Source organism: Flavobacterium sp., from assembly GCF_017744675.1.
Lineage (GTDB): Bacteria > Bacteroidota > Bacteroidia > Flavobacteriales > Flavobacteriaceae > Flavobacterium.
Genome location: NZ_JAGIAV010000006.1, coordinates 244,669 through 259,726, shown reverse-complemented (window position 1 = coordinate 259,726; position 15,058 = coordinate 244,669). Strand labels below are relative to the sequence as shown.

Genomic DNA, 15,058 nt, shown 5'->3' with positions numbered 1-15,058 from the left:
TGGAATAATAATATTTTTAACTCCTTTGGGTGAAATAGACTAAAATAGTTTCATTCGACAAATGAAATCTAATATGATCTGCCGAAATCTATATTAATCTGCGTGAAAAAATAGACCCATAAAATATTTCACGCAGATTTATACAGATTAAAGCAGATTTTTAATGATTTAAATTTAAATTGGTAAATAAATTTGAAAAAAAATAATTTCACCAAACGCGTTGTTTTGTAATTTTGATTGAATGCAAAACCTAGAAAAGAAATAAATTGGAAAAAATGTCAGAATACCAATCCTTAATTGATCATTTGAAAGCTCGAGTAGCCTTTTCTGACGAAGAGCTTAATCAATTTATATCTGAATTTAAAATCACTAAAATAAAAAAGAGACAGTTTATTGTACAGCCTGATTTTGTAGCTAAATATAGAAGTTATGTCGTAAAAGGTGCTTTAAGGGCTTATGTAGTAAGCGATGATGGACAGGAACATACCATTGCGTTTGCGATTGAAGATTGGTGGATTTCGGACTACAACAGTTACATTTATCAAAAGCCTGCGACTATGTTTGTGGTGGCACTTGAAGATTCGGTTCTTTTACAAATCGATTTTGATTCTGAAACTAAATTGAAGAAAGCCAACCCTAAATTTGAAACCTTTTTCCGTATTACGGCAGAACGAACTGCCGCTTCTTTTCAGCGAAGAATTATTACGAATCTTACCTCATCTGCAGAAGAACGTTTCGAAAGTTTTAATGCTGAATTTCCTTTGGTTGTAAAACGTGTGCCACAATATACTTTAGCTTCGTACTTAGGAATGACAACTGAATTTTTATCTAAAATACGAAACAAGAAATTGAAGAAATAAAAGTTGAATTACTTCAACCTTTTTTCATAATCTACTTCATTTTTAGTCCATTTTAACCGCCAGATCTTTGTAAAGAATTTAAACACAAAGAAAATGGAAACAAATAAAAATACCGCTTTAGTAGTTGGAGCAAACGGAGTAATCGGCGCCAATCTTATTGATTATCTTTTATCTACAAAAAATTGGAATGTTATTGGACTTTCTAGAAAAGGAGGTGCAGACCGCGAAAATCTACAATTTATTTCTGTTGATTTACTCGATAGCGAAAGCTGTAAAAAGCAGCTATCTCAGCTGAAAAATATCACTCATATTTTTTATACCGCTTATCAGGATCGTCCTTCTTGGTCTGAACTTGTTGAACCCAATATGAAAATGCTTCAAAATGTGGTTGAAACCATTGAGCCTATTTCTACAGATTTGCAGCATATTAGTCTAATGCAAGGCTATAAAGTATATGGCGCTCACCTTGGCCCTTTCAAAACTCCAGCTAAAGAAACGGATGCTGGACATATGCCACCAGAATTTAATACGTCGCAACAACATTATTTAGAGAAAAAACAAGAAGGTAAAAATTGGACTTGGAGTGCTATCCGTCCGTCTGTTGTTGGCGGAACGGCATTAGGAAACCCAATGAATCTGGCTCTTTTAATTGCTGTTTATGCCTCAATTTCAAAAGAATTAAATATTCCGCTTCGATTTCCAGGAAAACTTGGAGCGTATGATAAACTAATGGAAATGACTGATGCTGGATTACTAGCAAAAGCTACTGTTTGGGCAGCAACAAATCCGAAATGTGCCAATCAAGCTTTTAATATTACCAATGGCGATTTATTTAGATGGGAAGAACTTTGGCCAAAAGTTGCTACTTATTTCGAAATTCCTGTTGCACAACCGCTTCCAATGCAATTAAAATCTGTAATGGCAGATAAAGATATCGTTTGGAAAGATATGCAGGAAAAATACAATTTAGAAAAACACAATTATGAGAAATTAGCAGCTTGGGAGTTTGGAGATTTTGTCTTTTCTTGGGATTATGATTTTTTCTCGGATGGAACTAAAGCACGACGTTTAGGTTTTCACGAATTTATAGATACCGAGGAAATGTTTTATGCTCTTTTTGATGAATTTCGTCTCAAAAAAATCATTCCTTAAAATTTACCGCAAAGCACGCAAGGTTTTTTGTTCATGATTGCGCATAGAAACGCAAAGTTAGCAAAGCTATATGGATAAAGCTTTGCTAACTTTGCTTTTAAATCGCTCGCAAAGTCGCAGAGTCGCAAAGAATAGGAATAACTTTGCGACTCTGCGACTTTGCGAGATTAAAAAAACTTTGCGTGCTTTGCGTAATTCTTAGCGTGCTTTGCGGTTAAAAAAAAGGCCATCTAAAATAGACAGCCCTTTTATCACATTAAAACCTAAAAATTTAATGTATCTAAAACCATTATGGCAAATGGGTTATTTTTTAATAAAACGTCTTACCGTTTTGATTCCGTTTTTCTCTACTGAAATCAAGTAAATACCCGTTTTTAAAGTCGAAACATCGACACTGTTATTATTTACCGTTTGAGACGAAACAGTTGCTCCACCTTCTGTATTAATGATATTTACATTTCCTCCCGAAACTTCTGTGGTGAAAAAGATTTGACTTTCTGTTGGATTTGGATAAATTTCTAAACTAGCAATCGATTGTTCAGTAGTTGGTGCAGCGGTTCTTGCTGTTGAACCTGATTTTGTAATTCTAAACCAGTTGATATTAAAACCTGTATTTTGAACATATATCCCAAAATTGTACGTTCCAGCATTTACGTTTACAGTTTGCGTAATTGTTTGCCAGTTTTGCCAGCCTCCTGTATTAGGCACATTTATAGCACCAAGCTGAATTGTTCCTGCATTTAAATCAGAGGATAATCTTCCGCCTGTAACCGCACTTGCAACTCGATATTCAATTTGATAAGTTCCAGAAGTTGGGAAATTAATATTGTAATACGCCATCCAATCGCCTGTGTCGCAGTAGCCAACATTTAGTCCACCGCCTGTGTCTGTTGTCGCTTCGGTTTGAACACCGCTCATCGTATTGTAATTTTCTGCTTGAATTAAAGTTCCTGTTGCTGGCGGGTTACTGCCTGTAATAACTTGATTGATGGCATTCAGCAAAGATTTAGAACCTGTTGCATCTTGAGACAATTCCCAAATCATTACTCCTGCTGCATTTTGAATTGCAAAAGTTGTTTTTTGTTTGATGGTTGGAATTCCGTTGTAATAAATCGTGTTTCCAACTTGATCTAAGTTTTCAGCACCTGGATATTGCGCTACAATATTGGCATAAGAAATTCCTTGATTGGCAGAAGCGCCAAAACCATATCCGTAAAACGGAAGTCCGATTACAGCTTTGCTTGCAGGCAATCCTCTTCCTGTCCAATAATTAAACTGATTTACCGCCATGCTGTACGGAGAATGCTGCCCTGGATTGTTTGGCGCCCAAGGTCCTGTTGCATCATAAGCCATAATATTGATCCAGTCGTAAGCTGCAAAAGTAGATGAAGGTACATTTGCACCACCATATCCTTCTGAAAGCGCTGCTGAAATCAATTTTCCATTGGCGTGCAATTTATTTGCTAAGGCAATAACAAATCCTCCGTAATCTCCATTAATCGCTGGACCTTCTAAATCGACATCGACTCCATCAAAATTGTGAGCAACAACATAATCGTATATTTTTTGGATAAAAGCCGTTCTATTTGCTGGAGTGATCAGATTAAAATAATTGTCTCGAATGGCTCCTCCTTCTGAAACCGAACCTCCTCCTAGCGATACAAAAACTTTTACATTTTGAGCATGTGCCGCATTTATAATCGTATTGCTGCCTGAATTAAAACTCAAATATCCGTTTGCATCAGGATTTTCGAAAGCAATATTGATGTGCGTTAGTTTACTGTACTGAATCGTACTTGAAAAAGCATTCAAATCAATCCAATTGGGAATATACGCGATTACCTTTTTTTGGGCAATTCCCAGATTGAAAACTCCTAATACTAAAATGATCGTCCATTTTAGTGGCATTTTTTTGTAATTGTTTTTCATAATATTCAATTTTCAATAGTTAATAGTAGGGTTTAATTATTGCTTAAAAGCAGCCTTGAACAATTCTATTTTGAATGTTCAAGGCTTTTACTTCTTTTGAAATTATTTTTTGATAAAACGTTTCACCGTTTTTGCACCGTCTTTGTGGAAAACAACAAAATAGATTCCCGTTCTAAGGCGTGAAACATCAATACTGCTATTATTTATTTTTTGCTCAGAAACCAACGTTCCTGTCTGATCTATGACGCTTACTTTCTCTCCATTTACAGAAGTGGTAACAAAAAGGGTGTTTTCTGCTGGACTTGGGTAAACATTTAATTCTGTTACGGCAGGTTCCTCAACTGTTTCAACTGCAGCCATCTTTGCTGTTCCGGCCACTTTTGTAATTTTAATCCAGTTGATGTTCATTCCAGTATTTTGAATGTAGATTCCGAAATTATACGTTCCTGCATTTACGTTTACAATCTGAGAAACCGTTTGCCAGTTTTGCCACCCTCCAGTATTTGGAATGTCAACGTTTCCTAAAACAATTGCTCCTGCATTTAAGTCAGAAGATAATCTTCCACCGGTAACCGCACTTGCTACTCGATATTCAATTAAATAAGAGCCTGTTGTTGGGAAATTGATATTGTTATACGCCAACCAATCGCCTGTTTCTGTATACCCTACATTTGAACCTCCACCAGTATCTGTCGTAGCTTCCACTTGAATACCGCTCATGGCTGAATAATCTTCTGCTTGAATTAAAACTGAAGTTTGAGAACTTGTTGCAGGAACTAATTTCCATTGTCCGCAAGTCTGATTATTGTTATCCCATTGCTGTACAATCGCTCCAGAAGCTGTGCTTGCTCCTGCCACTTCAACGATTCTTCCGCTGTGACGGGCCACAATTTTATAATAGCCATCACCGGTCGAAACCAAAATAAACTGCTGATTTGTCGTTGCATTGTATGGATACTGCTCTACTCTTGCCCCATTAGCTTTATTGAAATTATTAATGTCCATTGAAAATCCGCTATGGTTGGCAATGATTTTATACATTCCGTCTCCTAAATGCGTAAACGTAAATTTCTGATTGTTTCCAGAATTCAAAGCGCCTTGATTGATTCCTGCTCCGTTTGACAGGCTTGAATTCCAAACGTCCATGTATAAACCGCTATTTCTGTTTTGAAGAAAGAAAGTCTGATTTCCTAAAGTTGTCGTTCCGTTTGCAATTACTCTAATTGAACTTACTTTATCGTTCCAAGTAGTATTTAAACAAGCATTATCAGAATTGATTACGGTTGAAGCTCCACCAAAATTATCATCTTGATACAAAATAGCTTGATAGCCTTGTGTAATTTTTAATGAAGAAATATCATCATTTAAAACACCTAAAGAATTTAAACGAGCCAGATCGTAATCTCCGATGGTTAATCCGCCAGAGAATCCTGTGTAGTTGCAATCTTTGTAAACCGTAATTACATCTGTCGTAGCTGGAACCGAAGGCGTAGTGAGTCCGTAATAACCTCCAAATGTGGCAATAACTTTTGTTGGCTGGGGCGAATGAAGCGATGGTGACTGATCGGCAACATCATCGTAAGCAAATCCATAAGCCAAATTATCGATATTGATTCCTGGCAAATGCCAAAATTTAGAATAATGATTCGTTGGATTTACCTGATAAAACTTCGATGCATCGTACCAGTTTTGCTGGCCTGGATTTGTTGTGGTTACATTCACCACATGTCGGTTAATCGCAGCCGTTAATTGTGCTTGAATTACGAGATCTAAATCTCCATCAACCAATCTTCTGTCCAAAACTCCTTTTCCTTCTAAAGCTTCTTGCGTAGTTGGTCGATTTTGCACGCGTCCCGTTCTTCCCACAAAAGCGCCAGATTGTCCTACCATTTCTAGCTGTTCTCCAATCACTCTTCCTTTAAATACTCCTGCATCGCCTGCATAAAAGATCAAATCTTCATTTTTGTATTTATTCCAAATTGCATCGATGTACGATTTTAAATAGTTGGCATATTGTCCAGTTCCTTCGGCGTAAGCTGCCGTTTTAGAAGGCGCTGTAATTTCTCCCGTTGCATCATTTACGCAACCTTGAAATTCTGCTGGAACATTCGCTTTAAAAGCCGCCACAATATCAGCGTGTTTTTTCAAATCGCCTACTTTTTTCTGATAACCGTTTGCGCCGAATAACTCCAATCCCATTGGATATTTGTATGAATCGACTCTTGTTGGATTTCCAAAGAAACCGTATTGATTGTTGGTCAATTCTATCATTTCATACAAAATTCCTTGATTCGGGTCTGTGGCATTCTGCGGATTTGGCGATGCATATCCTGAAGGAGCTCCGCTGGCACCAAAAAAGTAAAAATACAGTTGTGAACCTTTAGAAATAAAAACTCGACATCCTGCAATTAATGGCAATGTGAAAGTTTTATTTGGAATTTCGCTTAACTTGGTAAAACAAGCAGCATACTTAGAATTTTGTCCCGGTCCTGTATTTCCTCCATAAGTGGGTCCAGTAACTGTATTGTAAGAAGCGCTCATGGGCAAAACCTGACTTGTCTTGGCATTGACCCAAACGTGATTTCCAGTGCTATAATCGATACCCACAATGGCAACATATAACTCACTGTCTGCAAACGGCGAATTATTACTAATCGTAAAAGGAACTGGTCCTTGAGCATGCATTAAATTTGAAAACACTAAAAAAAGTGTCATCAAAAAAGAAAATCTTTGAAGTCTAATTTTATTCATATCTAAATAATTTTAGGGTTATGTAAATAGATTTTAAACCAAAGCCATTTTCAAATGAATGACTAGAAAATCCGCCAGGTGCAATTGGTCTGCCCTCCTTAAATTGCACCCAACAGATTTAAAAATTATTTCTTAATCAGTTTTTTAGTCCAGCTTTTTTGATCTGATTTGAAGTTCAGAATATAGATTCCTCTTCGAAGTTTGCTTACGTCAATTACGCTTTCACTTCCTTCTGCTTTGTTTTGCAGAATCAAAGTCCCTGTATTGTCATAAATTGTAATGACTTTATTCTCCAAGTTTTCAGGAGATGAAACTTGAACATAATTTGTTGTCGGGTTTGGATACACAGCAAAAACAACTTCTTCTTCCTGAGGTTCTTCTGTAACATTCAAAGCCATTCTCGCTGTAGAAGACGATCCGTAAGCTTCAATTTCAAATAAAGAATATCCGTAAGGCGCCAAAGCTTTCGCAGTACATAAAATTCGAAGGTATCTTCCTGTTCCGCTTACCGCTAAATCATCTGTTCCTCCGTCTGAGGCAGTTTGCGTGTTTATTGTTTCGCTTTCTGTGAAAACATTATCTGTAGAAAGCTGCACTTTGTATTGCGTTGCATAAGCTGCTTCCCATTTTAAAACCACTCTGTTGATGTTGTAATTGCTTCCTAAATCAACATAAATCCATTCAGTCGCATTGGCAAAAGAACTTGCCCATCTTGTACCTGCATCTCCATCTGTTGCTTTATTGGCTGTAAAAGTTGCATTTTCTTCTGTAGAAGCTGTCGCTGTTTTGCCTAAAGCTAAATTTACATTCGGATTTGGAGTGATATTTCTAATCGTTACGTCGGTGAAAACTCCTGTTGTTAAAGTTCCATTTGCATGAGAAGTAACTGCCATTCCAACATAAATAGTGCTTGCCATTGCGATTGTTCTTGGCGTTCCTACTGGCGTCCACGTTGTTCCATTATCTGAAGAATAAGAAGTAAATACATTTCCTGATCTTACTAAACGAACCCATTTTGGAGCCGCGCCTGTTGTAACTTCTGCAGTTGTTATTCCAGAAGTGGTATCGCGAGTTAGAAACTCAATTCCTGCTGCTGCACTTGCATCGGTCATAGCGTGTTTTGAAGTCGGTGTAAGCGTTTCACGGAACATTACTCCTGCTTTTGCATACGTATTGGTGTTGGTCAAGGAATTTACTTTAGCAATAATTTCAGCATCGCCAGTAATAGGCTGATTCACAAACTGAAATTGATCAGTTGTATCCCAAATATCATTTCCTGCACCTTTGATCGTAAATGTTCCGCTAGCATGTGTAGCTTCTCCTGCAGGAGTTACCGCGCCAAGATCTGTACTTGTCCAAGGTGCTGGCAAAGTGTTCGGATTTTCTGTAGAAACTAAATTTAAAGCTCTTAGATTATCAAAGTAATACGTGTTTCCAGAATTGGTTCCCGGTTCAAACAAGAAAACAAAACGGTTTACTTCGCTGTCTAAAGTGGAAGCATCTGGTGAACTTACATAGGTAAAAGTTACGGTGTGCCAAGCATTGCTTTGTTTGACTACTCCTTGATAAATACTGTGTCTTCCAACAGGATAATTTGCTGGAACCGATGCACTGCTTTCTGCCTGCCAAGAAATAATAGACCCAACTGGTGCCGAAGTATAAACATCCATAGCGAACTTTTTAACGCCGCCTTTGAAATCTCCGATATTAGTTATCGTACTATTGAATGAAAAATTATCATACAATTCAGTCGATTTGCGAACGTATTTTCCAACGTTTGTAGAAGTATTGATTCCGCTTGCGTTTGGATTTGCCGTGTTTGGCGTATACGTTCCAATCGCATCTCTAAATGTGATATTGTGAATGGTTTGATAATCTTCGTACACCACGCCTGGCGTAAAAGTATCTGGAAGTTTAGTCGATCCTATTCGAATATTATCAAAATAATAGGTATCAGCTGTATAAGAACCTGAATTAAACAATAAAACCATTTGATTTACCGCTAAGTTTGAAGTTCCTGCATCTGGACTTGAATTGTAATAGAATGTCAGCGTTTCCCATTGATTTTGTTTGGTTGTAATCGCGACATAGTTGCTATTTCTTCCTGTCGGATAATTGGCGGGAAGCGATGTGGCGCTATTTTCGAAATTCATGCTGACAACTGTTCCTATAGGTGCCGATGTATACACATCGATCATAATTTTATTCGTCTGATTTTTAAATAAACCAGCATCTTCAATTGAAGTTTGTGTATTAAAGAAAAGAACATCATATTGTTCAGACGCATTTCTAATGTACTTTGCCACATTCGCGGAAGCGTTAACCGAATTAGTTCCGGGATTTGCTACAACAGAATACGTTCCAGTGGTTGTTCCTTTTATGATTTTATTTACGCCATCATAATTTTGCAACACATCTGTTGCAATAATTGGTTTTTCTGGCGCTGCTTTTGTCAGCAGATTATCAAAATAATATGTCGCTCCAGAATTCGAATTCGATTCAAAAAGAATCACCACATTATTGATTGACAAAGCGCTCGTATTGGGATCGATTATTTTTTCAAACTCAAATTCTAAAGTTTCCCATTTATTCTGAACTGTCGTTGTTGCTTTAAATCCGCTATGTCTTCCCGACGGATAATTTGTTGCTGTTGTAACATTGCTGTTTTCTAATTGCATCGAAATTTTTGTTCCAACTGGCGCAGAAGTATAAATATCAAACGAAAGTCTTTTTCTTCCGTAAACATAATCGTTGGCGTTGGTAATGGTTACGTTTCTGATGTTTAAAACATCGTACAATTCGCTTGAATTTCTAACGTATTTTCCAACCAAAGCCGAAGTGTTAATTCCAGTTGCAGAAGGATTCGCAACAGCTTCTGTCAAAACTCCCGTTTTTACTGGGTACAATACATTTCGATTACTTTGAAAATCTTCATGTATTTTTTCAACTGGCAATGCTGGTTCGGTCGTAACCGCCAATTTGTAGTTATTGACATTACAGCCAGAAACTGTTGCAGCTACAGAAACATCTCCTCCAGAAGTTCCCCAATTTACAGTAATCGAATTTGTTCCCTGTCCTGATGCAATTGTTGCTCCTGCTGGAACAGTCCAGTTGTAGGTCGCCCCCGCAATTGCATTTACAGAATAGGTTTTACTAGTTTCATTTTGGTACACTTTGTTATCGCCTGTTACCGCATATTTGAAACTCCCATCGTAAACACGAACATAATCGACTTGTAATTTTGCTGGGAAATCACCTGGAACTGGCGCTACTCCAGCTCCGTTTACACTGGTGTAAGGCGTTCCTGCACTACCAACAGCAAGGTTTAAAATGATGTAAAACTGACTATCGTTAAAAGGCCAGCCTCCGTTTACGGTTGTATTTGGCGTTGCTGTATGAAACAAAACATCATCAACAAACCATTTAATGATATTTGGTCCCCATTCTACGGCATAAACATGAAAATCCGAAGATAAATCTGTTGGAGAACTGTAGCTTCTTCCTGTAAAATGATATCCGTTTCCATCATAATGGATAGTTCCGTCTATAGATTGCGGATTTCTGTGTTTGGCTTCCATTATATCAATTTCACCAGTATACGGCCAGTTTCCGTTTACAGGAAGCATCCAAAAAGCTGGCCATGCTCCTTGTCCATTAGACAACTTCATTCGGGCTTCTATCCTTCCGTACTTTAAAGAATACTTTCCTTCTGTTGTGAGTTTTGAAGAAGCATACGGCTGATCAGGAAATTGTGAATTCGGCGCATATTTCGCCTCGATGTTTAAGTAACTGTTTGTTCCTTCTTTTACAATTGTCGCCTGATTGGGATCGTAACGCTGTGCCTCAGCATTTCCAAATCCGCAGAGCGACGGACAGCCGTTTCCTGAAATACTCTGCCATTTGGTTAAATCTACCGTTGTGCCATTAAATTCATCAGACCAAACGAGCGTATTACATTGGGCTTGAGTCTTGAGAAATGGCATCAGCAAAAATAAAACTGCTACACAGAATTGTTTAAATAAATAAGAATTGCTTTTCGGTGGTCGGCCGAAAAAAAAGTCATTTTGCTTCATTTTAAAATAGGTTTTTAGTTAGTAATTGCTATTGCTTCAAAACAAATCTATTTCTAAAACAGATTGTATTTTCCGACAACAACAGCGCAATATTAACCAAAAAATCAGGCAAGACTTACATTTTGGAGTACGGTTTGACTACGGTACTATTAAAAAAATGTAACAAATTGCACTTTAAAAAGCGTAAAACTACTTAGGATTTAACTTATAATGCAAAATTTAAAAATTGAGAATAAATTCGGTAATATTCACATCAGACGGAAGCTGCAGTTTTTTGCGAATACGGTATCGGGTATCTTCAACACCTCGAACTGAAATTCCTAAAAGCGGTGCTATTTCTTTTGTATTGAAATTCATTCGCAGATACGCACACAATCGCATATCACGCGGAGTCAATTCTGGATAACTTGATTTTAACCGTTGCATAAAATTATCATGCAACTGATTGAAAATTTCTTCAAATTCGTTCCAATGTTTGTCTCCTTGCAATTCGTGGTCAATTAATTTATTGATTTTCGTGAGAATGCCAAAGTTTACATTCGGATCGTTTTTCTTATCAATCTGTCCGATCAATTCTTTTATCGAAAGCAAAATTTCATTCAAATGAATCAGATTGACGGTGTTTGAAGCTACTTTAGCATTTTTAAGATTTATTGTATTTTGAAGATTTTCGCGTACAATAGCCATATTTTGCTGTTCAAATGTCAGTTTCTGTTCATTAAGTTCTGCACGGCTTCGAAGCAATTCTTTTTCCTGATTCTCTATTAATTGGCGACGTTGACGCTCTGCAACAGATTTCTGATATCTAACAATCAAATAAATTACAATGCTATAAAGCGCAAAATAAAATAAGTAAGCCCAAAAAGTTCTATACCAAGGTGGTAAAATTTCAAATCTAAAAACAGCTTCTTCACTCACCACGTCATACATATTTTTTGCCCTTACGTGAAAAACATATTCGTTTTCAGGCAAATTGGTATATTCTTTCTCAGTCTGAAGAGTATAATCCGACCAAGTTGGTTCAAAACCTTCTAGCCAATATTCATACTTTGTTGCATCGGCATCTTCAAAACAAAGTGAAGCGAAAGAAAAATGAATGGCATTATTAGAATACGATAAAACAGTCGAAAGCTTATCACTTATTGATCCTTTCTTGTTCGGAAGGACATCATAACGGCTGGAAAATAGCAAACTATCTTTCGGAAAAATGCATTTCACCTCAGAAATAACAGCTTGATACTTCGTTTGATATCTCTTGTTTTTAATGGCGCTATAATGAATCAGGCCTTCTTGCGTTCCAAAGAAAACATCACCGCTATTTGTGGTTTGGATATTTTCGAAACCGGGAACATAAATATAGCGAAGCTTTCGAAAAGGAAGTTCTTCAATTTTAAAACTTCCATTTTTCTGTCTGCTTATTTTTCCTGTGTTTTCGCCAGAAACGTACCAAATATTATCCTGATGATCCGGTTTTAATAATCGAATATGATTTTCCAATCCGAGGTACTTTCTGAAAACAGGATCTGGAATCATTTTTTTTGAAGATACATCCTGTCTATAAACACCTTTTGTGGTTCCAAATAAAATCTGATTATCGACTTTAAACGTATTCAAAAACAAACTCGACGGAAAACCATTTTTGTCATTATAAAACTGAATAGAAGCAACAGCATCAAATGTGGCATTGAATTTCAGTTTATAAATCCCTTTATAACCATGTGCAATCCAAATGTTTCCATTTTTATCGGTTTCCATAATTCTGCTGCTTTCTTCAAAGCCTTTTATTCGATGCTGAAAAACCCAAGAACCATTTATTTTCTTCAGCAAGTACAATCCAGTATAACCGCCAACAAGCAGTAAATCAGAATGATTCGGAATTAAAATTCCCTGCCACGCGCCATCAATTTTGGCTATCGCTTTCGCGGAATTTCCATTGATTTCGAATATTCCGTTTTTTTCAAAAGCCAATAACGAGTTGTCAAACCCCCCCACATTCCAAACATTTTCAGACATTCCAAAAACATGCTGAAAGGCTATATTTTCCCTTTTTCCGCTTTTATACGCTTCCCAATCTAGCCAAAACAAACCGTTGTCTGTACCGATATACAATTTATTCTGGTAAATCTGACTGCAATAAATTTTGGTTTCAGAATTAGTGCCATCTATAATTTTTGACAAAGGAGACGAAATCTGAATCAGAGAAATTCCGCCTTTAAGCGTGACCCATAAGTTTCCTTCTTTATCGATTTTAAAGTTGGTCACGTACTCATTCTGAAGTCCCATTTGTTTATCGATATGCTGAATCAAATGTCCTGCACTGTCTATAACTATCAAGCCCGATTGGCGAGTTCCGATTCCAAAATAACCATCAGAAAGTTCAATTCCTGCCGAAATCTGATTTTGTTTTAATAAAGGATCTACTTCGGTTACAAATGGCTTTATTTGATTTTCGCTAAAAATAAAAAGGCCTTTTTTTTGCGTAAACAATAAAAGTCCGTCTTTAATTTGAAAAATCTTTCTCACCTGCAATCCAACAAACTTTTCGCCACTTTCTACAGGAATTAAAGCATCGCCTTTTAGCTGTAATAATCCTTTTTCATTGTCTGAAACATAGATTTCTCTTCCAACTTCGAAGAAATCATCAAAACTCGTTTTGGCATCTATTACTTTGATTGCATTGCTTTTATAGATAAAAATCCTTTCGTAAGAGAAAAAAATCACTTCACTGTCTCGAACAACAGTGTGAAGCACGTCGCCAAAATTTCGAGCCGATTTTGGAAGCAATTTTACCAAAGAAGTATATTGATATTGCCCGTTTGGAAGCTGAATCATGAATCCGAAATCGCCCTGAGCACCGATATATATTTTATCCTTTTTATCAATTGCCATCGAACGCACCATGCTTCGGTTTTCTGGCTGCGTTACAATGGCCCAGCGAATGCCGTCAAACTGCATAATCCCAAAATGGTTGGCAAAAAACATCATGCCTTTTGAATCTTGCAAAACATCCCAATTTTCAGATGCGGCTTTATAAGCTTTCGGACTATAATTGGCAATAAAAGGAACTCCAATCTTCTTGATTTGAGAATTGATAATTGGAGAAAATAATAGGAATAGAAGTAAAATTCTAATTTTAAATTTCATCATTCTGTTTGCGTCTGTAGGTTAGTTTTGTGATTTTTTTGGAATCACAATCCGGAGAATACTTCTTTGGGAAAAGTTATTTTCTAGACAAAAAACATTCTTTCTTTTAAATGTATTATTAACAATTATTCATTAATACTCAAGTAAAAAAGAGAATGTGCAAACTCAAATATAATAAAATTAATTTTAGTGCAACAAATTGGATTGAAATTAGAAAATGTGGTAATTAGAAAATTAGCCAATTAGAAAATGTGACAATTAGAAAATTCTAAATTCTGAAATTGCTTCGCCTGTTCGCTATCGCTCGAGCCCAAATTCCAACGATAAACTTTGTCAAAGTTTTGAACTTTGACAAAGTTGACTAAGAATTAAAACTGGTAGTCTTCGACTTCGCTTAGGCAGACAAGACAACTTAAAACTTATTATTCAGGCTGAGCGAAGTCGAAGCTCGCTACAACAAAACCTGAAACTTGAAACCTGAAACAAAACTAAAACCTCAAACCCCAAGTTTCTCACTCAACTCTTCATAAGAAGAAAAAAGCTCTGCTCCTTCTTCTTCTAAATCTTCGTTATTAAAACCGTTGGCAAAACCGTAGACTTTAAATCCGCCACGTACTCCTGCTTTTACTCCCGCTTTGCTGTCTTCCACCACAATGCAGTCTTTTACTTCAAAACCCATTTCTTGGGCAGCATGCAAAAATATTCCAGGTTCTGGCTTCCAGCTTCCAATTTGATAGGAGCTAAATATTTTATTCTCGAATTTATCCAACAAACCCGCAACTTCCAGATTCAAACGAATTTTATCTACAGGTCCGCTCGACGCAACGCAATAAGGAATCTTTAATTTTACAATAAAATCTTCAATGCCTTTCATTGGTTTTACTTGCGTTTTAAAAGCTTCAAAACTCTTTTCTCGATATTCGCTTTCAAAATTTTCAGGCAGTTTTTGGTCTATGGCTTCTTCGATATGACGGAAACAATCTTTTAGATTTCTACCATTAAAATGTCGGTAAGCATCTTCCAATTCCATTTCAAATCCGTGTTCTTGTGCCATTGCCAGCAATATTCCGTTACCGATTTTCTCTGTATCGACCAAAACTCCGTCACAATCGAAAATTATGCATTTAATTTCCATAATTGATTTAATAT

The 15,058-nt window shown here is 36.7% G+C and carries 7 protein-coding genes; 2 read left to right on the top strand and 5 right to left on the bottom strand.

Annotation, left to right across the window (positions count from 1 at the left end; genetic code table 11):
• Positions 1-275 precede the first annotated feature (275 nt).
• Both J7574_RS19830 and J7574_RS19825 read left to right on the top strand, forming a co-directional pair.
• Positions 276-860 (top strand): Crp/Fnr family transcriptional regulator, encoded by a 585-nt coding sequence (locus tag J7574_RS19830; protein ID WP_290972774.1) that lies wholly within the window; start codon positions 276-278, stop codon positions 858-860.
• A gap of 93 nt (positions 861-953) precedes the next feature.
• Positions 954-2,012, top strand: coding sequence for an SDR family oxidoreductase (locus J7574_RS19825; RefSeq protein WP_290972771.1), 1,059 nt, complete (start codon positions 954-956; stop codon positions 2,010-2,012).
• A 303-nt stretch (positions 2,013-2,315) separates the two neighbouring features.
• Here the strand turns inward: J7574_RS19825 and J7574_RS19820 are convergent, their stop codons facing one another.
• From J7574_RS19820 to J7574_RS19800, 5 genes are all read right to left on the bottom strand, one after another.
• Entirely contained in the window at positions 2,316-3,941 is a 1,626-nt protein-coding gene (locus tag J7574_RS19820) for a glycosyl hydrolase family 18 protein (protein ID WP_290972768.1), read from the bottom strand.
• A gap of 102 nt (positions 3,942-4,043) precedes the next feature.
• Positions 4,044-6,692, bottom strand: coding sequence for a beta-1,3-glucanase family protein (locus J7574_RS19815; RefSeq protein ID WP_290972765.1), 2,649 nt, complete (start codon positions 6,690-6,692; stop codon positions 4,044-4,046).
• A 125-nt stretch (positions 6,693-6,817) separates the two neighbouring features.
• A complete protein-coding gene (locus J7574_RS19810; RefSeq protein ID WP_290972762.1) occupies positions 6,818-10,675 on the bottom strand; it encodes a family 16 glycosylhydrolase in 3,858 nt (1,285 codons plus the stop codon).
• 309 nt (positions 10,676-10,984) lie between these two features.
• Complete coding sequence (locus J7574_RS19805; RefSeq protein WP_290972760.1) at positions 10,985-13,912, bottom strand: triple tyrosine motif-containing protein; 2,928 nt, start codon at positions 13,910-13,912, stop codon at positions 10,985-10,987.
• A gap of 493 nt (positions 13,913-14,405) precedes the next feature.
• Complete coding sequence (locus J7574_RS19800; RefSeq protein WP_290972757.1) at positions 14,406-15,044, bottom strand: HAD family phosphatase; 639 nt, start codon at positions 15,042-15,044, stop codon at positions 14,406-14,408.
• Positions 15,045-15,058: the final 14 nt, after the last annotated feature.